Origin of the sequence: Paracoccus sp. P2 (assembly GCF_046335115.1) — a bacterium.
Classification (GTDB): domain Bacteria; phylum Pseudomonadota; class Alphaproteobacteria; order Rhodobacterales; family Rhodobacteraceae; genus Paracoccus; species Paracoccus pantotrophus.
Genome location: NZ_JBGOSN010000043.1, coordinates 1 through 19,228, shown reverse-complemented (window position 1 = coordinate 19,228; position 19,228 = coordinate 1). Strand labels below are relative to the sequence as shown.

General features: G+C 69.2%; 23 protein-coding genes and 1 pseudogene. 4 read left to right on the top strand and 20 right to left on the bottom strand.

Annotated elements, in window-relative coordinates; translation table 11 throughout:
- Positions 1-128: 128 nt before the first annotated feature.
- The 10 genes from ACDP63_RS19730 to ACDP63_RS19685 all read right to left on the bottom strand — a co-directional run bounded on the left by ACDP63_RS19730 (position 129) and on the right by ACDP63_RS19685 (position 11,344).
- A complete protein-coding gene (locus ACDP63_RS19730) occupies positions 129-386 on the bottom strand; it encodes a hypothetical protein (protein ID WP_409928533.1) in 258 nt (85 codons plus the stop codon).
- Positions 383-1,057 carry a YcbK family protein gene (locus ACDP63_RS19725; RefSeq protein WP_409928532.1) on the bottom strand — a complete coding sequence of 225 codons (675 nt, stop codon included), beginning with the start codon at positions 1,055-1,057 and terminating at the stop codon, positions 383-385. The genes ACDP63_RS19730 and ACDP63_RS19725 overlap by 4 nt, the downstream gene beginning before the upstream one ends.
- A gap of 69 nt (positions 1,058-1,126) precedes the next feature.
- On the bottom strand, positions 1,127-1,417 hold the full coding sequence (locus ACDP63_RS19720) for a DUF6127 family protein (RefSeq protein ID WP_409928531.1): 291 nt from the start codon (positions 1,415-1,417) through the stop codon (positions 1,127-1,129).
- A gap of 12 nt (positions 1,418-1,429) precedes the next feature.
- Positions 1,430-2,506: a DUF2793 domain-containing protein gene (locus ACDP63_RS19715; protein ID WP_409928530.1), complete on the bottom strand. Its 1,077-nt coding sequence runs from the start codon at positions 2,504-2,506 to the stop codon at positions 1,430-1,432.
- 75 nt (positions 2,507-2,581) lie between these two features.
- Positions 2,582-2,962 carry a hypothetical protein gene (locus tag ACDP63_RS19710; protein WP_409928529.1) on the bottom strand — a complete coding sequence of 127 codons (381 nt, stop codon included), beginning with the start codon at positions 2,960-2,962 and terminating at the stop codon, positions 2,582-2,584.
- Positions 2,963-3,015: 53 nt separating this feature from the next.
- Positions 3,016-6,981, bottom strand: a complete 3,966-nt coding sequence (locus ACDP63_RS19705; RefSeq protein ID WP_409928528.1) for a glycoside hydrolase/phage tail family protein — start codon at positions 6,979-6,981, stop codon at positions 3,016-3,018.
- 9 nt (positions 6,982-6,990) lie between these two features.
- Positions 6,991-7,422 carry an NlpC/P60 family protein gene (locus ACDP63_RS19700; protein ID WP_409928527.1) on the bottom strand — a complete coding sequence of 144 codons (432 nt, stop codon included), beginning with the start codon at positions 7,420-7,422 and terminating at the stop codon, positions 6,991-6,993.
- Positions 7,419-8,303 (bottom strand): DUF2163 domain-containing protein, encoded by an 885-nt coding sequence (locus tag ACDP63_RS19695; RefSeq protein ID WP_409928526.1) that lies wholly within the window; start codon positions 8,301-8,303, stop codon positions 7,419-7,421. The genes ACDP63_RS19700 and ACDP63_RS19695 overlap by 4 nt, the downstream gene beginning before the upstream one ends.
- On the bottom strand, positions 8,300-8,926 hold the full coding sequence (locus tag ACDP63_RS19690; RefSeq protein ID WP_255330498.1) for a DUF2460 domain-containing protein: 627 nt from the start codon (positions 8,924-8,926) through the stop codon (positions 8,300-8,302). The genes ACDP63_RS19695 and ACDP63_RS19690 overlap by 4 nt, the downstream gene beginning before the upstream one ends.
- A gap of 3 nt (positions 8,927-8,929) precedes the next feature.
- Complete coding sequence (locus ACDP63_RS19685) at positions 8,930-11,344, bottom strand: phage tail tape measure C-terminal domain-containing protein (RefSeq protein WP_409928525.1); 2,415 nt, start codon at positions 11,342-11,344, stop codon at positions 8,930-8,932.
- Between the two features lie 70 nt (positions 11,345-11,414).
- Between ACDP63_RS19685 and ACDP63_RS19680 the strand changes: the two genes are divergently transcribed.
- Both ACDP63_RS19680 and ACDP63_RS19675 read left to right on the top strand, forming a co-directional pair.
- Positions 11,415-11,627 (top strand): AbrB/MazE/SpoVT family DNA-binding domain-containing protein, encoded by a 213-nt coding sequence (locus tag ACDP63_RS19680; RefSeq protein WP_036179405.1) that lies wholly within the window; start codon positions 11,415-11,417, stop codon positions 11,625-11,627.
- Positions 11,627-12,007: a type II toxin-antitoxin system VapC family toxin gene (locus tag ACDP63_RS19675; protein WP_409928524.1), complete on the top strand. Its 381-nt coding sequence runs from the start codon at positions 11,627-11,629 to the stop codon at positions 12,005-12,007. The genes ACDP63_RS19680 and ACDP63_RS19675 overlap by 1 nt, the downstream gene beginning before the upstream one ends.
- On the opposite strand, the gene ACDP63_RS19670 is transcribed toward ACDP63_RS19675, so the two are convergent.
- From ACDP63_RS19670 to ACDP63_RS19660, 3 genes are all read right to left on the bottom strand, one after another.
- Positions 11,997-12,140, bottom strand: coding sequence for a hypothetical protein (locus ACDP63_RS19670; protein ID WP_208983713.1), 144 nt, complete (start codon positions 12,138-12,140; stop codon positions 11,997-11,999). The genes ACDP63_RS19675 and ACDP63_RS19670 overlap by 11 nt on opposite strands.
- 98 nt (positions 12,141-12,238) lie before the next feature.
- Entirely contained in the window at positions 12,239-12,676 is a 438-nt protein-coding gene (locus ACDP63_RS19665; RefSeq protein ID WP_409928523.1) for a hypothetical protein, read from the bottom strand.
- Positions 12,676-13,617 carry a phage tail tube protein gene (locus tag ACDP63_RS19660; protein WP_409928522.1) on the bottom strand — a complete coding sequence of 314 codons (942 nt, stop codon included), beginning with the start codon at positions 13,615-13,617 and terminating at the stop codon, positions 12,676-12,678. Before ACDP63_RS19660 ends, ACDP63_RS19665 begins: the two co-directional genes overlap by 1 nt.
- A gap of 56 nt (positions 13,618-13,673) precedes the next feature.
- Between ACDP63_RS19660 and ACDP63_RS19655 the strand changes: the two genes are divergently transcribed.
- Positions 13,674-14,129, top strand: a complete 456-nt coding sequence (locus tag ACDP63_RS19655) for a thermonuclease family protein (protein WP_255330504.1) — start codon at positions 13,674-13,676, stop codon at positions 14,127-14,129.
- Between the two features lie 10 nt (positions 14,130-14,139).
- Here the strand turns inward: ACDP63_RS19655 and ACDP63_RS19650 are convergent, their stop codons facing one another.
- Complete coding sequence (locus ACDP63_RS19650; protein WP_409928521.1) at positions 14,140-14,559, bottom strand: acyl-CoA transferase; 420 nt, start codon at positions 14,557-14,559, stop codon at positions 14,140-14,142.
- Between the two features lie 130 nt (positions 14,560-14,689).
- Between ACDP63_RS19650 and ACDP63_RS19645 the strand changes: the two genes are divergently transcribed.
- On the top strand, positions 14,690-15,142 hold the full coding sequence (locus ACDP63_RS19645) for a hypothetical protein (RefSeq protein ID WP_409928520.1): 453 nt from the start codon (positions 14,690-14,692) through the stop codon (positions 15,140-15,142).
- A 77-nt stretch (positions 15,143-15,219) separates the two neighbouring features.
- Here the strand turns inward: ACDP63_RS19645 and ACDP63_RS19640 are convergent, their stop codons facing one another.
- The 6 genes and pseudogenes from ACDP63_RS19640 to ACDP63_RS19615 all read right to left on the bottom strand — a co-directional run.
- Positions 15,220-15,849, bottom strand: a complete 630-nt coding sequence (locus ACDP63_RS19640; protein WP_409928519.1) for a DUF6441 family protein — start codon at positions 15,847-15,849, stop codon at positions 15,220-15,222.
- A gap of 5 nt (positions 15,850-15,854) precedes the next feature.
- Entirely contained in the window at positions 15,855-16,166 is a 312-nt protein-coding gene (locus tag ACDP63_RS19635) for a hypothetical protein (protein WP_409928518.1), read from the bottom strand.
- Positions 16,166-17,179 (bottom strand): major capsid protein, encoded by a 1,014-nt coding sequence (locus ACDP63_RS19630; protein WP_409928517.1) that lies wholly within the window; start codon positions 17,177-17,179, stop codon positions 16,166-16,168. Before ACDP63_RS19630 ends, ACDP63_RS19635 begins: the two co-directional genes overlap by 1 nt.
- 82 nt (positions 17,180-17,261) lie before the next feature.
- Complete coding sequence (locus tag ACDP63_RS19625; protein WP_409928516.1) at positions 17,262-17,627, bottom strand: head decoration protein; 366 nt, start codon at positions 17,625-17,627, stop codon at positions 17,262-17,264.
- 4 nt (positions 17,628-17,631) lie between these two features.
- Complete coding sequence (locus tag ACDP63_RS19620; RefSeq protein WP_409928515.1) at positions 17,632-18,657, bottom strand: head maturation protease, ClpP-related; 1,026 nt, start codon at positions 18,655-18,657, stop codon at positions 17,632-17,634.
- Positions 18,658-18,661: 4 nt separating this feature from the next.
- Positions 18,662-19,228: pseudogene (locus ACDP63_RS19615) on the bottom strand (hypothetical protein); the annotation flags it as partial.

The following is a 19,228-nucleotide window of genomic DNA, read 5'->3' as shown; positions in this document are numbered from 1 at the left end:
CCGCGTAGTCTGCCAGCATCTCGGCGATTGCCGACCGTTCCGGCAGCAGGGTCAGTTCCTCCGCCGCCTGCGCCTGGAACTCCCGGCTGTATTCGACGACAGGCGGGCACATCCCGACGCCAGTGAGGTCAGAAGCGCCCGTCGCGCAGCCGCTCAGCCAGATCGTCGCGAGAGCGAGGGCGACGCGCCGCCGCCTCGAGCATCCGTCGTTGCGCGTCATGGGTTTTCTCCATGGTTTCGAGCTGCTCGGCCAACCGCCCCGTGCGCTCTCCGGAACGGCGCAGGGCCAGCAGGAACAGAAGGATCGCAAGGGCGGTGACGCTGTAGCGGAGCGCCGTGCGCGCCCATGCCGATCCGGCGAGCGTGGCGAGGAGGCCGCCGATCACCGCCGCCCCCGGCGCCAGTCATCAAGGCGCGCGTAGATCGTGACGGCGATGCCGCCGAGGGCGACCGCGATGAACACCCAGCGGAGCGTATCGAGATACGGGACGAGCGGCAGGATCGCGGTTTGGGTCTCGGTGAGCACCTGCTCCGCCACCTCGACTCCGGCTGCTCCGAGCGTCGCGACGCCCGCCGCGCCACCGCCCTTCATGGTCCGGCTCCGCGCCAGGACCTCGCGCGCCGGCGGGGTCTCGGCCGCGAAGGGAACGGCACGTGCCGGGAAGCGCTCGCCCCACTGGCGTGCGGGCCCGAGGTCGATATGGATGAACCCCGAGCGTGGGTAGAAGCCGAAGCCGAGGAACCCGACCTCCTGCGCCGCCGCCTCGAAGGCCATCGGGTCGTGGTTCGCCATGGCGATGTCGAAGGCGGCGCCGTCGAGGTGCTTCGATCGGGTCGCGCCGCCCACGGCGCGGTTGTGCTCTGGGCTGCGATAGGCGGAGCGGACGATCAGCGGCTTGCCCAGCCGGTCGCGGAGCGCCTGCAGCTTGTCGAGCGCGGGCGCGTTGATCAGCAGCTTGCCGGTGCCCCGGCAGGCGATCTCAGCGGGCGAGAAGTTGGGCCAGCGCCAGGCGCTCTCCGGCACGTCGCGCCAATGGCGGTGAAAGGTCGTGGTCATGGGGTCCTCCAAAACGAAAAAACCCGCCTCGTGGGCGGGTGCTGGTGGGCTGATAGTGGTGTTGAGCGGTTACGGGCTGCCGCCGAAGATCTTCAGCTTGACGGCGATGCCCGCGAGCAGCGCCAGCATGACGCCAGTGGTGATCATGCGGACGGCGGTCTGTATCGCCGTCCGGCGCACGATCCGGATGCAGTCCACCAACGAGCGCAGGTCGCGGATATCGAGCGCGGCCTCGTCGCCTTCCAGCCCGACATCGGCCAGCGCACGCTTCGCACCTACTTCGGCGGCGCGCGCCAGGATCGCCTCGAACTCGTGCTCCGGCATGCGGACGAAACCGTCCTCGGGTCTTTGGGGTGCCATTGCGCGCCTCCCTCAGCCGATTTTCGTGCCCCAGAAGGACGTGTGGTCGGCGGCGAAATACCCGTCCGCGACCCGGAAATACCCCTGCAGCTCGACGGTATCGCCTGCAGTTAGCGGCACCATGGTCTGCAGCCAGATGGCGGTGGCGAGCGAAACGTGGGTGGCGGAGATTTCGCCGAGGGAGCCGCGGATTTCGGTGGTGCCGTTAAGGACCAGGCGTCCGCGCATGCGGGCCGTGGCGCTGGCGTTGATCTTGTAGAGCAGCGTCGCGCCGAAGAGGTAGGTACCGTCAGAGGGCACCACGAAGCGGTTGTTCGCGGCGTCGAAGGCGCCCTGGTCGTTGTAGTCGGTGTTGTTGAGGCCAATCTTCGTCCAGGTTCCGACGCCGACATAGTTGTCGTAGTTCGTGTATGCCTTGAAGCGGGGTAGCCGCGGCTGGTCGACGATGCCGGTTGCGTTGTCGACGCTGAGCCCGTCGAAGAAGGTGCTGCCGTCGGCGGAGACTGCCAGCCGGAAGCGGTCCGAGCCGAACAGCCCCACCAGCGCCTTGGTCACGAAGCCGGTCTGCAGGGTCAGCCCGAGATCGTCGCCTGCGGCCTCCTTGTTCATGGTGTAGAACAGATCGCCGGTGCCGCCCTCGGCGACGGTCTTCGCGGTCCAGAGCGCGGCGTTCAGCTTGGCCGAGAACGGGTTCGACGCATCTGCTGTGGTGCCGACCCCGAGGAGTGCCATGTTCTGCAGCGCGGCCGGCGTCGTGCCGATCCAGCCGGACCCGTCGTAGACCAGCAGCAGCCCCTCGTCCTCGACCCAAGCGCGCCAGCCGGTCCGGGGTGGCATACGCAGCCACGCGCCATCGGTCCAGAGCGCGACGTTCAGGTCCCACCCCGCCCAGTCGCCGGTTGCGCCCGAGCCAACGATGTAGCGGTCGCCATCGGCGGGGCTTCCGGGCGGGCTGGTCAGATCGCGGTCGAGAACAGAGAGCTGGACGAGTCCGTCGAGGATCCGCAGAGCCTCGTTGTGGGTGACATGCTTCTGGGCCTGCGCCGCGAGGATGTAGGGCAGCAGCAGATGGGTCGTGGCGTCGGACATGGGCGGTCTCCAGAATGAAGAACACCGCCTGCATGGCAGGCGGCGGACAATGGCGCGGCGATCGGCGGTGGCGGGCTACCCGCGTTCGGGCGTCTCGGCTGGAATGGCCGAGAGAACCGGATCGGGCTTCGGCGCGTCCCACTTTGCGGTCATCGCGGCCCAGCGATCGATCTCGGCCCGGAAAGCCGGATCGTCGATCCGAAGATGAAAGGTGTAGAGGCGATCCACGATCTCGCGCATCAGCGCGCGCATCTCGTCGTCATTGATCCGCGAGACCTCGGACCAGGGTATGCGTCGGCCCGCGGCGTCCTCCACGATGACGTCGCTGCCATCACCCGTGTGCGAAACGGGCGTGAGGCCGGCATGCAGGGTCTCGAGCTGCGTGTTTCGCACGCAGGCCACGGCCATCACTCTGGCAAGCTTGGCGGCAATCCGGTCTTCGTCCTCGGGGCGCATGACCCGAGTCTACGACGCCGATCGCGCATAGTGCCAGAGCTCATTGCGCGGCCTCAGAAGCTCAGCGTGACGGTCTTGGGTGCGCCCCGCCAGACAAGGGCGGAGAGCTGGAAGATGCGGATGTCGAGCGTGTCGCCAGGGGCGAGCGGCGCGCCCCAGTCGGCGGTCTGCTGGGCGGTGGTGTAGAGCGCGCTGGTCGTGGTCGTGCTCAGCACCCGCTTCACAGCAGGGCCGTCGAGGATCTCCACCTCATAGGCTTCCAGGTCCTCGGCGAGCGGCACCTCAAGCCCGCCCCAGCTGTCGGCCGCGAGCGCGCGGGACCGGCGCGTCCAGCGGATGGTCAGATCGCCGGGACCGCGTGGCGTGCGCCACGGCTGCTCGACATGGACGACGGAGAACGGCCGCAGTCCGACGCCCTCGGGCGTGAAGGACTGCGCGACGTAGGTCTCGTCGCTGACCGGGCGGCTCGCCGGGCCGATGCGCCAGTTCCACGGGATGCCGAGATCGGCCTCTGCGTTCGGCAGTGACGCGAGCGCGGTGTCCAGGACGACGACCCGCGCGCCAGCGGGCGCCGGGTTGCCTATGGCGCGTTCTGTCCCCCGCTGGCCGCGCAGGAGCCGGGTCAGACGATACCGGCCGGGCGCCAGCAGCTCGGCCGCACCCGCCTGGACGATCTCCCAGGTGCCGGGCGCGCTCTCGATAGCCAGCGCGTTCGCCCCTCCGAACAGCGTCAGGTCGGTGACGCTTTCCAGCGTGCCGGTTAGCAAGTCGACCACCAGAGCATTGCCGAGATCGAAGCGCGAGGTGGGGCCCGCGTAGAGATCGGAGACCAGCGCTCCGATCCGGGCGCGGCTGCCGAACGTCGTCAGCAGCTCGAAGCCATCGGTCGAGGGGCTGCGGAACACCGCCATCTCGCCGGGCCAAGGAATGGCATGCGCCGCGACTAGCGGCCGATGCGCAGGCTGGTCCTCGGTCAGCTGTGGCAGGTCCATCAGCACTGCATCCGGCGCGCCGAACACGACAGCCCGCGTCAGCGAGGCCGCGCGGGGATCGCCGGGCGGCAGATCGTAGGTTGCCCGGTCCTGGCGGACCGCCTCGATCCCGCGCGCCTCGGCGTCGGCGATGGAAACGAGCCGCAGATCGACCAGCCGACCGTCATGCTCCAGCCGGATCGCGTCGGCCGGATCGAGCGCGAGGCGCGAGGGCGGCAGACTGAATGCCGCCGTCTCGCGCCCCACCCACGCCTCCATCAGCGCCCGGCGGCAGCGGCGTTCGGCCTCTTCGGGCGGCACGGCCATCGGAAAGGACTCCGAGGCAATCCGGGTCGTGTCCACGGTGATGCGCCGCGCCTCGACGAGGGCCGCGTCGTAATCCTCGTCGGCGCGGGCGATCTGCCACTTCAGCGCCTGCGGCAGCTCAGTCTCCTGGCCGCGCGTCAGTTCCAGCACGTCGCCTTCGCGGGCGGCCACCAGATCGTCGGGACCGAGCGTGGCGACGGAGGCTCGGCCGCGCATGACGAAGCGGATCACGCCCTCGGTCTCCACCGCGTCGAAGCCGAAGTGGCGCGACAGCGTGGTGATCGAGGCGCGCGGGCTTTCCAGCGCCGTGATGGCGTAGCCCTCCACCGCGCCCCAGAGCCCGGAGACATCGATCCGGGACTCGGGGAGCCCGGCGCGCAGGCAGAGGTGCCGGACGAGTGCGGCCAGCGACACCGACCCAAGCCGTCCGGTCAGCCAGTGGCCAAGCCGCCAGTTTGCCCCGTCCGTCCAGACGTCGGTCAGCGCCGGAAAAAACGGATAGGGCCGCGCGTCCCAGGTCCAGGCGGCGCATTCGGGAACGTGCACCATCCGGCCGCCGTAGACCGAGGACACCGGGTTGTTGGCGGCCTCGCCCCACCAGAGATAGGTCGCCTCGAGATACGCCCGCTGGATCGCGTCGTCGCGCCAGCCGCGCGAAAAATGCGGCGTGAAGCTCTCCGAGGACTTCGGGTCGAAGAAGACGTTCGGCTGGTTGGTCCCACGGTCGATGGCCGGACAGCCGAGCTCGGTGAACCAGATCGGCTTGGACTCGGGCGCCCATGCCGTCGGCGTTCCGACCTCCACACCGCCCGGGCGGTCGTAGTGCGGGTTCGACCACCAGGCGCGGAGATCCTTGTAGCGAAAGACCCAAGGCTTGCTGGCCGCACCGTCGGTGATCGGGGTCCGCACCTGCCCGGTGCGATCGGCCGCGCTAGCATAGAACCAGTCGAAGCCTTCACCGCCCGCGATGTTGCCCTGTAGGTATGCCCGGTCGTAGATTGCGGGCCAGCCCTCGGCCGCATCCGCATGTTCGAAGCCGTCGCGCCAATCGGAGAGCGGCATGTAGTTGTCGATCCCGACGAAATCGATCTCCGGATCGGCCCAGAGCGGATCGAGGTGAAAGAACACGTCGCCGCTGCCATCGCCCGGCTGATGCCCGAAATACTCCGACCAATCGGCGGCGTAGCCGATCTTCGTCCCGGACCCGAGGATCGAGCGCACATCCGCAAGCAGATCCCGATAGGCCTGCACGGCCGGATAGGTGCTGGCGCCCGACCGGATGGTGGTCAGCCCCGGCATCTCGGTGCCGATCAGGAACGCCTCGACGCCGCCCGCCGCCGCGCAGAGATGGGCGTAGTGCAGCACCATGCGCCGCAGGCCCCAGTCGCCGGATGGCCCGGCCCACGAAACCGTCTGACCCGAGACGCTGAAGCTGGCGGGCGTCGCCGCGCCGAACAGCGCCGCGACCTGGCTTGCGGCCGTGGCGGTCTTGTCCACGGTCCCTGCGAACCCCGCTGCGGGCGAGCAGGTGATCCGGCCGCGCCACGGGAAGGCAGGCTGACCGGTCTCGGCAGCGTTGTCGGAGTACGGGTTCGGCAGCGTGTTGCCGGGCGGCACGTCCATCAGGATGAACGGATAGAGGGTCACCCGCAGTCCGCGCGCCTTCATCTCCTGGATCGCCTGCACCACGGCGAAGTCGGATGGGGTGCCGCCATAGACGGGGCGGTCCTGATCGTCGCGGCTCACGAGGAAGGCATTGGCGCGGCTGACGCCATTGACCGACCAGCTGGCGGGCGTGGTCGACTTGGCCGAGACCTCGACGCCCGGCCGCACCTTGCACGACCCCGCGCGCAGATCGTCGCCGAACCAGGCGACGACGAGACTGACGCTTTCGACTGCCGGGGCCATCGCCTGCAGCCGGTCGAGCGCCTCCACCATGTCGGTGGAGGCGGCCAGCGCGTTCAGGTTCTCGGGCACCGTCGCGCCGCCGTCGGTCTTGCGGATCGCCTGCGTCGCATAGGTGAACTCGCCCGAGGCCGGGATCATGGTGACCGCGCGGGTCAGCCCCTCGGCGGTGTCGGGATCCGCCAGCGGCCGGAACACCTCGAAGGAGAGCTGCGGCAGGCGGTTGCCGTAGGTCGAGAGCGCCAGTTCCTCGAAGACCACATAGGCCGTGCCGCGATAGGCGGGCGTGCCGGCCCCACCCATTCTGGCCGCGATGAACGGATCGGCGGTCTGCGCCTCGTCGCCGGGATACCAGCGCCAGGTGACGCCGGAGAGGTCCATCGGCTTGCCGTCGGCCCAGATGCGGCCGATGCCGGTGATCGGGCCCTCGCAGAGCGCGACGGCGAAGCTGGCATAGTAGAGATACTCGGTGGTCTTGACCTTGCCACCCCCGCCGCCCTTGCCGCCGCCCTGCGTGGTGGTCTTCGTCTCCTCACGGAAATCGGTCGCCCAGATGATGTTGCCGCCCATCCGCATGCGGCCATAGAGCCGCGGGATGATCGCGCCCTCGGTGGCAGAAGTGATGCGCAGCGTGTCGAGCCGCGCACCCTCGATGCGCTGCGTGGGCGCCAGCGACGAGATGATCCAGCTGTCGACAACCGAGCCGATGCTGGAGCCGATGAAGCCGCCGATGGTCGCGGCGCTGACGCCGAGGATCGCGCCGCCGATCGAACCGCCAATGGCGGCGCCAGCGGCACCGAGAACGAGGGTGGCCATGTCGGGCTCTCAGCGTTGCGGAAACAGGAAGGCGAAGGCGATGCGCCGCCGCCAGGATGCGGTGAGCCGTTCCTCGATCACGCCGAGCCGCTCGTAGGCGTGGAGGAAGCTGCCGGGCGCGGTCAGGATCGCGACATGCTTGGCGATGGCGCGGGGCTTCATGCGGAACAGCACCAGCGCGCCGGGACCGGCCTCTACAGGAGGTACCTCGATCATCATGCGTCGTGCGCCCTCGGCCAGAACCTCGCGCGGGCCGGTCTCGCCCCAGTCGCGGCTGTAGGGCGGGATCGGGAACGGCTCGGGGCCGACGACCTCGCGCCAGACGCCGCGTGCTAGACCGAGGCAGTCGCAGCCCACGCCCCGAAGGCTGGCCTGATCATGATACGGCGTGCCGAGCCATGACCGCGCGTTGGCGATGACGCGCGTCGGATCGGCGTTCACAGCACCGACCCCTCGTGCCCGCCATCCTTGGTGGCGTAGCGGAGGACGGCATCCTGGCCGGGGATATGCGGGAAACCCCGGAAGTTGGCGGTGTTGGCGAACTTCGCGACGCAGGTCTCCATACGCTTGTCGCAGCCCGCGCGGATGGTGAACGCGTCGTCCTCGGCGATGGCACGGACCGGCGCCTCGAGCAGGGTCAGCACAGCGATGCCGTCCGTGACGTCATGGCCCAGCACCTCGGTGCGCCGCCCCGCGTTCGCGCCGCTCGTCCAGTCCAGCGTGCCGAAAGTGAACCAGCCGGCCTCGAACCCGCCGAGCCCCGAGGCGGTGAAGGCGCGGTCGCGCAGAAGGTCGATCACCGCACCGGTGCCCATGAAGGCGGGGGCCTCCAGGTCGACGCCGCAACGCCCATCGCCGAGCGCGGCATCACAGGTCGCCTGGAAGGTCCGCCCGACCGTCTGGCCCAGCACATGGGCGATCGCGCGCACCTCGGCGACGAAGGCGAGCCGCCCGCGCCGGATCTGGCCGATGGCGCCGCGCCGCATCAGCACGCGCTGGCCGGTGTCCGCCCAGTTCACGCGCCAGACCTCCACCTCCGCGTTATCCCAGCGGCCATCGAGGATGTCGGTCTCGGTAATCCGGTCGGAGGTCAGCACGCCCTCGGCGTCCTGCGCATCGACCGACAGGTCCGAGCCCGAGCGCACTTCGGACGCCGTCAGCCCGCTTCCCGGCTCGAAGTCGGTCCCGTCGAAGCTGAGCGTCCGGTCGTGATCGGTGAATCCGAAGGTGACGCCGTCGGCGCGGGCGATCCGCCAACACCAGGCAAGCGTGGTCGTGCCCTCGTCGATATGGGCCTGCAGGGCGGGATCAAGGGTCTTCATCGGCGCAGTTCCAGTAGCGGAATGGAGGTGATCGAGCCAAGCCGCTCGAGGTCGAGCGTCACGTCGAGCGCGTCGGTGTCGAAGCGGACTGGCACGTCGAAGGCGAAGCCCGCGGTGATTGCGACGCTGCCCGCAGGCGCGCTGTCGAAGGTCACGACGCCGGTCGTGGTATCGACTGACCAGCCGACTAACTGCTCCGCGCCATCGAGGGCGACGCGGACCGTACCGGCGACCGGCTTGGTGATCGTGCGCACCCATGTCTGGCTTCCCGAGGCGTAGCGTTTCACCAGCTGGAAGGCGGTCGTCGTGCCGTCACCGGCGCCGATTGCCTGGTCGGTCGGCCCCGGCGTCTGCGACGGCAGGCAGGACTTGTAATCCGCCCAGTCCTTGAAGCGGAATCCATACAGGCGGCCGTTGCGCGCCTCGAAGAAGGCTACGACCGCCGCCAGGTCGTCGGCGCGGCGGATGCCGTAGGCGACGTCGTAGCGACGGCGGCTGTTGGCCCAGCTGGCGTTACGCTCCTCGTCGCCCGAGGCGAGCTCGACGATCTGGGTGCGCCGCTCCGGCCCGCCCCGCGCGCCGCGGCTGATGTTGTCGGGAAACCGGACCTCGTGAAACGCCATGGCTCAGAGCCCTCTGCGGCCGAGCGAGACGGCGCGGGCGATGTCGGCCGCGACCTGCGTGCGCGATTGGCGGAAGCTCTCGGCGTCACGCGCCATGATGGTGATGCTGACGCCGCCCGCGCCGTAGACCTGTGTCTCGCGACGCGAAAGAACCCGCTCGCCCCGCTGCAGGATGGCTGGCACCTCGTCGTGGCGCAGTCCGGCCATGCCGCCGCCATGCATGCGCGGCGCGGCGGCGAAGGCCGTGGCGGGCACCAAACGCGCGGGTCCTGCGGCCCCCACCATCCCGCCCGCATGCAGGACGTTGGCGAAGATGCCGCCTGCGCCGGAGAACACGCCGGAGAGCGCATTGGCGATCGGCCCGAGGATGAAGCGCCGCGCCGCGAGCTGGGCGAGATCGGCCAGCAGCGAGGTGACCAGGTCTCGGAAGTTCAGCTTCCCGGTCCTCACGAACTGGCCGACCGCGTTCTCCGCCGACTGGAAGGCGCCGACAAGGCTCTGGCCGATGTCGCCACCGATGTCGCGGGCCTTGCTGGCGTAATCCGACAGCGCCGCCGTGACCGCCTGCCACCCGGTGACGGCGGCCTCGGTCGCGGGCTCCGCTGCCGCAGCGGCAGCTCCGGCCGCCGCACCTGCATCCGTCGCGGCGCGCCCGGCATCGCCGAGCGCCGTCTCGAGCCGCTCGGCCGCTCCGGTGGCCTCGGCCAGCGCATCGGCGCCGTCCTCATCGGTGCCGCGCACCGCATCGCGCAGGGCCTGCCAGCTTTCGAGAGGCGCGCGGGCCCCTTCGGCCAGATCGCGCGCGGCGCCGCGATAGACATTCGCCGACTCGAGCGTACGGGCGGCCGCGTCCGTCAGTCCGAGATCGGGCGCGGTGAGCGGGTTGTCCTCGAAGGCGCGGTCGAACGCCGCCTGCGCCGCCGTCGTCGCAGCGCTGGCTGCGCCCTCGAAGCGGTTCTCGATCTCGCCGAGGTCGAGGTCGGGCACCAGCGAGATGCGGCGCTCGGAGCCGAGCGCTTCCAGCCCCTGGTTGATGCCGCCGATGAAGCCGTTGATGCGCGAGACCACGCCGTTCAGCATCGCCTCGACGCCGTCGACCAGGCTGTTCGCCGCCTGAAACGCCAGATCGCCGATGGCGGCGGGCAGCAGGCCCCAGATCGCCTTGATCGCCTCGTAGGCGCCCTCAAACGTGTTCGCGGCGGTGTTGCCGAACGCCACGACGCTCTCGATGGCGCTCTGCATTCCGGAGGCGGCGTCGGCCTTCAGGTCGAAGAACATCGCCGTGGCGGCGGCACCAGCCGCCGTCGCGCCCATGCGAATCCGCTCCCAAACCTCAACGGCGAGGTCCTTCAGGAGCGACATCGCCTCGCCAAAGCCCCCCACGCCGGAGACAAGCCGGGTGAACTGGTAGACGAGCTCGCCCGCGCCGACGACCAGCGCCCCGATGCCGGTGCGGATCAACGCCCCGCGCAGGACGACCAGAGCGGTGGCGAGGCCGCGCACGGAGAGCGCCGCGGCAGCCATTCCCGCCACCCAGCGGCCCGCGAGGAAGGCCGCGAAGGTCGCGGCGTAGGTGGTCAGGCGACCGATGTTGTCGAACAGGCCACGGATCGCGATGCCCAGCGGGCCGGTGCGGCTGGCGACCGCCGCCATGGCGTTGGCGACGGCTTCCAGCGCCGGCGCTGCTGCGACCGCCAGCTGGTTCGACAGCCCGCGCCAGATCAGCCCAAGCCGGGAGATGGCGTCGTTCGTCCGCTCGATCTGGTCGGCATCCTGTTCGGAGACGACGACCCCGAAAGCGAGCACGTCCTCCGTTGCCTGGCGCAGCGTCGCGGTGTCGATCCGCGACATGGCGATGGAGCCTTCCTCGCCGAACAGCTGGCCCGCGACCGCCGCGCGCTCGGCGGCAGGCACGAAGCTCTCGATGGCCGCGTTGATCGCACCAACCCGCTGGTCCAGCGGCAGCGCAATCAGCTCGTTGGCCGAGAGCCCCAGCCGGTCGAGCGCGTCGGCAGCCGGGCCGGTCCCGGCGGCCGCCTGGCTGAGACGGCGCGTCAGATCCTTCGTGGCCTGTTCGATGCCGGACATCGACACGCCCGCCAACTCGCCCGCGCGCTCTAGGGTCTGGATCGAGGACACCGTGGTCCCCAGCGACTGTGCAAGCTTTGCCTGTGCGTCGACCTTTTGCAGACCGGACCGGATCATCGCCACGCCAGCAGCGGCAGCGGCGGCAACTGCGGCGGCAGCGGCCACACGCACCCGCCGCGAGAAGGCTGCAAGCCGGGCGTTCGTCGCCTCCATCTCGCGGCTGAGCCGCCCAAAGCCGCGCGATCCGGCCTCGCCGACGCCTTCCAGCTCGGCGCGCACCTGCCGTCCGCCCACGGCCGCGAGGCGGACGCTGACCCGTTTTTCGGCCATCGGTCAGACTCCTTGCTTTCGCCGTATCGGCGTCTTACGTTTACGCCATCGATCAAATGAAGGTATGACCATGGCCGAGACCGCGACCCTGTCCTCGAAGTTCCAGATCTCGATCCCCAAGGCGATCCGGGCCGCCCAGCACTGGGAGGCCGGGCTGACCTTTGCCTTCATCCCGAAAGGCACGGGCGTCCTGCTGGTGCCGGTGCCCAAGCGGGAGGCGCTGAAGGGGCTCGCGCGCGGCGCGTCCGCCACCGATTATCGCGACCGGACGGACCGGTTCTGATGATCCTCGTCGACACGTCGGCATGGATCGAGTGGCTCATCGGCTCGCCGACCGGCGAGACGCTGTCTGAACATCTGCCCGAACAGGCCGAGTGGCTCGTCCCGACCATGGTCCAGCTCGAGCTGGCGAAATGGCTGACGCGCGAGGTCGGCGAGGACAAGGCCGATCAGGTGATCGCTTTCACGCAGGTCTGCCAGGTCGTTCCGCTCGACACCGAGATCGCGCTGGCGGCGGCGGAAGCGTGCCGGGAGCACAAGCTCGCCACCGCCGACGCCATCATCTTCGCAACCGCCCGCGCGCAGGGCGCGACGCTCCTGACCTGCGACGCACATTTCAAGGGACTGCCCGGCGTCACGCTGATAGAAAAGATCAAGGCCTGACCCCCGGGCCGCCATTCGCGCTCAGCTCCTCGTTCAGCTTCCGGACCATCACCGCCTCGATGACGGGCAGCAGTTCGGCCATGGCGAGCGGCGGCACACCGAGGGCGTCACCAAGCGCGAGCGCCGCCGACATGTCCCAGCCGATCACCGCGCCGGGCAGGACACGCAGCTGGCCGCCGAGGCGGCCGACCAGGTCCCAGACCTGCCAACCCTCCGGCGTTTCCGGACGGTTCAGCCGCGCCGGGCAGTCCGGGCAGGTTTGCGCGCAGGCTTCGCAGTATCGATCGCCCCCGCCAAAGGACCATTCGGCGAGAGCGCGGAGGCGTTTTTTTCCTGTTCCAGCAGAAGGCCCCTGGAGACGTAGGTCAGCTGGAAGGCCTCGAAGATCGGCCAGACGTCGAGCAGTGCGTCGATGGCCTCGGGGCTCGGGTCGATGGGCTTGCCGTCAGCATCGCCGATGCCCTCCGAGGCGAGCACCGCGCGGCGGGCCAGCGCCTTTGCGAACGCAACGGCGCGCTCCTCGTCGGAAGCCTCCTTCGGAATTGCCTCGACGGCGGGATCGCTGCGTGTTGCCACCATCAGGGCGGTGGTGAGCGGGCGGAGCTGCACCCGGACACCGGGCGAGAGGTCATGCCAGCGCGGGGCGTTGGTCAGGTCGAGCGTCAGCATCAATACGTCTCCACATCGTTCACGAGGGTGGCGGTGCACATCCGGCCGACGACGCTGTCGCGCGCCGCCTGCCAGTCGAAGGTGGCCTGCACGCCTTGCGGCCCGGAAATCTCGATGCGCGGGCGCGGCAGGTAGACGGCGTGCACGGTGAAGGTGAAACTTTCGCCCGAGGGCAGGACGTAGGCGAATTCCATCTCGCACGGATCGCCATTGATCGCCTGCGTCACCAAGGTCTGGTCGGCGAAGCGCACCTCGATCCGGCCGGTCAGCGCCGCGATGGAGGGGTCCGCGCCGTCGATGCGGCCGTCGCTCCGGATGGTTTCGATGCGGTCGAGGTTGTTGGCATAGGTGATCTCGGCCGAGACCACGTTGCCGAGGGCGGTGCCATTGCGCGTGATCGACCCGTTGAAATGCCCGAAGCGCTTCAGCTCCAGTGCAACTGGCGTTCCGGCGCTGGTGGTCGTGCCCACCGTCTCGCCCTGCGCCACCAGCCGCGCCGTTGCGGTCAGCAGGCCCGAGCGCTGCATCTGCCAGGTGATCTGGTCGAGCACGCAGCCCGAGTACATCGCGTAACGCGGTACCTCCGGCATGCCGGTCTCGATCGACATGCTGGGCAGCGTCCAGGACCCGGACTGAAACTCGTGGCTGTATGGCGCTTCCACACCCGTGGTCGTGGGCGCGCCGAACGCTGCCTTCAGCCAGAACCCGAACGCCTCGGCGTCGAGCGGCACCACGACATCGCCATCGGCCGTCACCGCGTCCTTGATCGGCGCCAGCGGGTCGCGGCCATAGCCGAGAAGTTCCGAGTTCAGAAGCGGCTGCTCCGCCCCCAGCGAGGTGCTAGCGAAGGGCATGCGCGTGTAGCCGCTGGCGGGCGGCGTTCCATAGGTCGTCTCGAACGCAAGCGCCATCAGCGCCCGCGCCCCCTGGGCTCGTGCCATGGTGAACTCCTTGATGGTGTCGAAGCGCGGTTGCGTTCGGTCAGGCCGTGCCGCACATGAAGGTCATGCGCAGTACTCGTCCCAATTCCCCGCTCAGTATTTTCGGTCGGTCGATCATTACCAGGATGATCGTTTCTGTCCTCGCGATCATGGTTCTTTCGGTTGGCCCCGTCTCGGCACAGACGAATACCGTGAGCGGCGCGGTCCGCTATGTGACGGACGGCGACACCTTCTCACTTCGCGGCGTTGAACGGCCGATCCGCGTCTGGGGCCTCGACGCTCCGGAGCGCAACGAGCGCGGTGCTTCCGCGGCGACGTCTACTCTGCGGCGGCTGGTCACCGGGCAAAGCCTGACCTGTCGCGTGCGCGATATCGACCGGTACGGACGGATCGTCGGGCAGTGCTTCCTCGCCGATGGCCGCGATGTTGCAGCCCAGATGATTGCTGCCGGAGTAGCCCGAGAATACTGCTACTTCTCGGGCGGCTACTACGGCACCTGTCGCGGCAACTGACCCGTCGGCTCTACCCGAGCGGGTCGGCCGTGGAGTAGTGAAGCAAAACGGGGATCACCGCCGCCTTGAGGCTCGCGGCACCCTCGACTGGCAGGTCCACTACCCGCGGCGCTTCAGCCTCGATCCAGTCGCAGAGCCCGCCCAGTGTGCGGTCGGCCGCGAGCGCCGCGCCGATGCTGACGGTCAGCGTGTCGAAGACGGCGTCACGGTCGGCGCCCTGCACGACAGCCTCGATCTCGGCGCGGTGCTGATAGTGATAGGCCAGCGGCGACAGGGTTACCTCTGGCTCCCCCGGCTCGCCGTCGCGCAGGATCAGCAGGCCATCGGCCGGCACGCGCTCGGGCAGCACCTCGCCGCGCAGGGCCGTGGCGGGCAGCGCCGAGAGCCGCGCGTGCAGCGCGGCGAGGATGGTCTCGCGGGGGGTAGACACGGGTGATTACTTCCAGAGATTGGCGGAAACGCGCAGAACGATGAACGGATCACCGCGATATATGTCGGTGAGTAGAGGGATGCATCGCAAAGCTTGCGCGACCCCATGTATTGCCACTCGGAGGTGAGGAATGGTCAGTAGATTTACAGGTTTCTCCAGCGAAGCCCTCAAGCGCATTTACGACTCTCATCCAGAGCAGCGGGCTGAGGTCGGTGAGATCCTTGCTCGGCGGGAGACGCATTTCTGCATGGACAGCGCGCTCTCCTATCTCAGGTCCCTGGCAAAGAAGGAGCGCACGGCTGGCTACAAGGATTTCACCGACCATTGCACCCACGGCCGATCATGGGGGCAGCTCCATCGTCAGGTTCCCCACTATCTCGAGGAAGTTCAGCTGGAATGCGAACGCCGCAGGTGGCCACTGCTTAGCGCTTTGATTGTTTCGGCTGACACCGGGACATGCGGGGAAGGGTTCTTTGAATCTTTGGTTCGGCGGGGAGTAGTGAGCGAGGATCAGCACCCGCTTGCGGTGGAAAAGGCCGAGCGGGCCAAGTGCTTCGAGTGGGCGAAGTCGGCTGACGAGTGAGAAGTTGGCCCCAAGGCCATGTCCGCACGTTTTCAAGGAGAGAAGAGGCCTCCTTCGATGCTGAAGGGGCGGGCAACTTATCTGCTCTCCACCCAGTTCGCTACGATCAACCCCGGCACGCTGTCGTGGGCCCGCGCGGCATCGCGGTCCAGATCGAGCCGCTTCGGCAGCTTGACCTGTGGGACGAGGAGGAAGATCGGCGCTGTGACCTGGTTGCGGCCGATCTTCGAGCGTGACGCCACGGCTTGGCCGCGGGTGTTGATGCGGGCCCTGTCGGCGACGAGCAGGCTCGGGCCCCGGCGTCGATAGACGAAGCGGAGGCGCAGGCCGCGACGGCGTTCCCATTCGCCGGGGGTGAGCTTGGCGCCACGCAGGCCCCGCCCGGCGGCCTCGGTCGGGATCGCCAGCCAGAACCCCTCCTTCGAGCGGATCAGCGGGCCGGAGTCGTGGGCCCCGACGATGACCGGGGCCTTGGACCAGACCAGCGCCGCGGCGTTCAGGCTCTCGCCGGCCTTCGGGTAGGTGGCGAGCCGGATTGAGTTTGCCAGCCGCCGTCCGAGCCCCGCGCCGGTGATCTGGTCGCGCCAGGCGGCCTTGAGCCCGGTCCCGGCCTCGCGCATGGCGGCGGTGACGGCCTTCTCGCCCGCCTTCACCTCTGCGGCCATGGCGACGACGAGGTCCGGGGTAATGTCGAGTTTCAGCTTCATCGCGATCAGGCCGGGCGCAATTCCACGGTCCAGACGAGCCGCTCCCGGTCTCGGACGGGCTCGCCCTGGACGAGGAAGGCGTCGCCGTCGATCTCGATGCGGTCGCCGGGCCGCGGGTTCGCCACCTCGGCGAGGCGTAGATCCAGCCGGGTGGTCTCCGACCAGATGCGCGCGTTGCCGAAGTTCGTGACGTCGTCGGGCCGGCGCAGGATCGCGCGGACCAGCGATGGCGCGCCGCCCTCGGCGGTGTAGACGACGTCACGTGCGAGATGCGCATCGGCGAAGAGCGCGTCGAGGGCGGCGGCGAAGACGGTCATCAGGTCCGTCGTGCTGAGCGCAGCACCTGCGGGCGAGTGCAGATCGGCAGCGGGTTGCTCTCGATCTCGAGCCGTACCCATTCGTCGCGGTCCCGGTCGGGAATGGTGCGGGCATAGAGCGGCTGGCCGAGGGTGTTGACGGTCTCGAAGGTGTCGGCGGGGGCGTAGTAGATCTCGAACAGCCCCTCGATACCTTCGGGATAGAAGAACGCCTTGTCGGTCGGCACGGTGAAGCCGACGCCGCCGCGATAACGGCGGAAGGTGATCCCCCCGAAGCTGACCTCATCAGCGACGCGACCGCGCAGGTCGGCCGCGGCGGCGGTGTTGAGATAGGTCTCGCGCACCTCCTTGTGGGCCACGAGATCGGCGAAGAAGGCCGAGCCGCATTCCGCGCGGATCTGCACGGCGCCGGCCGAGAGCCCGCCCATCGAATCCTCGACGCTCTCGATGAGCGCCTGGCAGCGCTTTCGCAGTGCTCCCGAGGCCGGGCTCGCATTGTCGAGGTCGAAGTCGATCTCGGCCGCCGGCGTGATGCCGAACTCTGTGAAGTAGTTGACGACCGTGGCGTGGTCCTTCGGGTCCTTCACCAGCCCCTGGATGCCGTTCAGGAGGTGATACTCGAAGGTCGTCTCCGCGTCCTGGCGGAGCTTGCGCAGCCTGTACGCCACCTCGGTCTGGACCTGCTGGGTGGCGCTCTCCGAGCCGAAGTCGCGGACGGACTGGATCTCGGAGGCCCAGAGCACGTCCTGCTTCTTGAACTGCCGGCAGACGAAGGCGCGCATCTCGCGCCGGTCGGGCACCTGCTGCTCGTAGGCCGAGCCGCGCTCCGAGAACGGGATCAGCGACAGCGTGCCGTCGCGGCTCTCGATCACGACGGTGCGGGCGCGCACGCCGCGCGGGCTGAAGAGGTTCGAGCCCGAGAGCAGCGCCGGCTTGTAGGGGATGTTCTCGAGCGCACGGGTGAGCTCGACGATGGTGAAGGCATCGCCTTCGAAGATGTCCATGGTGGCCATGAGGATGCCTCCTGTCTGGAGCGCGCCCAGCAAAAGTGGATGCCGGTATTGCGTCCGGGCGCGCGTAAATATGGGGATTGGGTCAGCGGACGAGGATGCCCGCGGCGAGGAGCGCGGCGTGCGCAGCCGCGATCTCTCCCTCGCTGGGCGTGCCGGCGAAGACGAGATCGTGACGGTTGACGATGGCAGGACCGCGGACGATCGCGACGGCCGGCGCGTCGCCACCGGACGCATCCGCCTTGCCCCAGAGCACGGCGACGGCGGTCTCAGTGCCGTCGACGGCGGCCGGGTCGTGGGCGGCGTACTTTCCGGACGCGGTTATCTTGCCGAGCACGGTGCCGGGCTCGAGCGTGCTCGCGGCGACGGTGATCGTCTCGCGGGTGTAGTCGCGGAAGGCTTCCCAGACGAGGAAGCCCCCTGGTTGCGTGCCTTCGACGAGCGTGGTCATGGTGTCATCCTTTCAGCTTGAAGGTGCGGGCGACGATCTCGCCCCAGGGGCGCGCGGCCGAGGACCGACCGGGCTGCGGGTGATGGGGTGCGATCTCGGGCTCGGCCTCGGCCTTGGCGGCGAGGAGCGCGGCGCGCACCTCGTCGAGGCTGGCGTCCTGTTCGAGGAAGCGGCCCGCCATCTGCGGCTGACCCGCGAGACGGCAGAGATCGACGACGTCCCGGGCGTGCCCGATGGCCTCTGCCCGGATCGCGGCGGGGTCCGGCAGCGCGCCGCCCGGCGGCGGCGTATTGGCCGGTGGCTGAGGGGCGTCGGGGGCAGCCTCCTGCTCGTCGTCGGCGTCCGAGACCTCATCGTTCTCCGCTGTCTCTGTGTTGCCTTTGTCCGCTTCGGTTTCGGCGCCATCGGTCTCGTCGCCGGCGTCCGCTTCCGCTTCGACGGTCTCGACCAACACCGGCGGCGCGTTCCGGAAGCGCCCGATGTCGAAGTTCGCGGCGATCCGAACAGGCTCAATCAGGCGGTCGGCGAAGCCCTGCGCCACGGCGTCGCCAGCGTCGAACCAGGTCTCGGCTGCCATGAGCGCGGAGACCTCCTCGGGCGTCCGGCCGGATTTCGCAGCGTAGCCCGAGACGAGGCTGCCCTTCACCTTGTCGAGCGCCTCGGCCATGGCGCGCATGTCCTCGGCCGTGCCCATCACGAGGCCGGAGGGATCGTGGATCATCAGGAATGCGTTCTCGGGCATGACGACCTCGTCGCCTGCCATCGCGATGTAGGAGGCGGCCGAGGCGGCGATGCCGTCGATCCAGACCGTGACGGTGCCCTCGTGTCGCTTCAGCGCGTTGTGGATCGCGACTGCGTCGAAGACCGAGCCGCCGGGGCTGTTCAGCCGCAAATCGACCGGGGTACCGTCGGGCAGCGCGCCCAGTTCGGCGAGAAAGCCCTTCGCCGAGACCCCGTAGGCGCCAATCTCGTCATAGATCGCCACTTCCGCGCCGGTCCCCCGGGCGCGGATCGCATACCAGCTTGCCATGTCGTCACTCCTGTTCGGTGGCCGGATCTGTCGCTGCGGCGCCGTCATCCGTGCTGTCGCCCGCGCCATCAGCGGGCTCGGGCCTTGTTGCCGGCGTCGCGCGGGCACCCTGCGTCTCGCCCGGGCTCGTGCGGTAGCGCAGGCCTAGGGCCGCGGCACGCGCGGCGTCGGCGGCGTTCTCGCGGTCGACTTCCTCGATGTCGTAGCCGGTGGCCTCGACCACCTTGCGCCGCGAGGTGATGCCGGCCTCCATCGCCAGCACCTGCGCCTGGATGTCCTTCAGCGGATCGACCCAGTCCCAGCGCGGCGGGATCCATTGCACCGGCCGCACCTCTGCCGGATCGGCATCGAGCGCGCCCGACAGTACCGCCGTCTCCAGCCAGCGCAGCCAGACCGAACGGCAGAGCTGGTGCACGATCACGCCGTGCTGGAGCTGGCCGATGCGGCGCCGGAACTCCACGAGTTCGGCTGTCAACGGCGGTGCAATATCCGGCCACGCGGCGGAGTAAAATCCGGCCACGCGGCGGTGACCGGCGCCATGGCGCGCGCGCTTACCAGATAGCTGGCGCGT

Bases quoted from the DNA above. Each gene is read 5' to 3' on its own strand.
- ACDP63_RS19725 (WP_409928532.1), bottom strand. From the start codon at position 1,057: ATGACCACGACCTTTCACCGCCATTGGCGCGACGTGCCGGAGAGCGCC.
- ACDP63_RS19720 (WP_409928531.1), bottom strand. From the start codon at position 1,417: ATGGCACCCCAAAGACCCGAGGACGGTTTCGTCCGCATGCCGGAGCAC.
- ACDP63_RS19715 (WP_409928530.1), bottom strand. From the start codon at position 2,506: ATGTCCGACGCCACGACCCATCTGCTGCTGCCCTACATCCTCGCGGCG.
- ACDP63_RS19710 (WP_409928529.1), bottom strand. From the start codon at position 2,962: ATGCGCCCCGAGGACGAAGACCGGATTGCCGCCAAGCTTGCCAGAGTG.
- ACDP63_RS19705 (WP_409928528.1), bottom strand. From the start codon at position 6,981: ATGGCCACCCTCGTTCTCGGTGCCGCTGGCGCCGCCATTGGCGGTTCG.
- ACDP63_RS19695 (WP_409928526.1), bottom strand. From the start codon at position 8,303: ATGAAGACCCTTGATCCCGCCCTGCAGGCCCATATCGACGAGGGCACG.
- ACDP63_RS19690 (WP_255330498.1), bottom strand. From the start codon at position 8,926: ATGGCGTTTCACGAGGTCCGGTTTCCCGACAACATCAGCCGCGGCGCG.
- ACDP63_RS19685 (WP_409928525.1), bottom strand. From the start codon at position 11,344: ATGGCCGAAAAACGGGTCAGCGTCCGCCTCGCGGCCGTGGGCGGACGG.
- ACDP63_RS19680 (WP_036179405.1), top strand. From the start codon at position 11,415: ATGGCCGAGACCGCGACCCTGTCCTCGAAGTTCCAGATCTCGATCCCC.
- ACDP63_RS19675 (WP_409928524.1), top strand. From the start codon at position 11,627: ATGATCCTCGTCGACACGTCGGCATGGATCGAGTGGCTCATCGGCTCG.
- ACDP63_RS19670 (WP_208983713.1), bottom strand. From the start codon at position 12,140: ATGTCGGCGGCGCTCGCGCTTGGTGACGCCCTCGGTGTGCCGCCGCTC.
- ACDP63_RS19665 (WP_409928523.1), bottom strand. From the start codon at position 12,676: ATGCTGACGCTCGACCTGACCAACGCCCCGCGCTGGCATGACCTCTCG.
- ACDP63_RS19660 (WP_409928522.1), bottom strand. From the start codon at position 13,617: ATGGCACGAGCCCAGGGGGCGCGGGCGCTGATGGCGCTTGCGTTCGAG.
- ACDP63_RS19655 (WP_255330504.1), top strand. From the start codon at position 13,674: ATGAAGGTCATGCGCAGTACTCGTCCCAATTCCCCGCTCAGTATTTTC.
- ACDP63_RS19645 (WP_409928520.1), top strand. From the start codon at position 14,690: ATGGTCAGTAGATTTACAGGTTTCTCCAGCGAAGCCCTCAAGCGCATT.
- ACDP63_RS19640 (WP_409928519.1), bottom strand. From the start codon at position 15,849: ATGAAGCTGAAACTCGACATTACCCCGGACCTCGTCGTCGCCATGGCC.
- ACDP63_RS19635 (WP_409928518.1), bottom strand. From the start codon at position 16,166: ATGACCGTCTTCGCCGCCGCCCTCGACGCGCTCTTCGCCGATGCGCAT.
- ACDP63_RS19630 (WP_409928517.1), bottom strand. From the start codon at position 17,179: ATGGCCACCATGGACATCTTCGAAGGCGATGCCTTCACCATCGTCGAG.
- ACDP63_RS19625 (WP_409928516.1), bottom strand. From the start codon at position 17,627: ATGACCACGCTCGTCGAAGGCACGCAACCAGGGGGCTTCCTCGTCTGG.
- ACDP63_RS19620 (WP_409928515.1), bottom strand. From the start codon at position 18,657: ATGGCAAGCTGGTATGCGATCCGCGCCCGGGGGACCGGCGCGGAAGTG.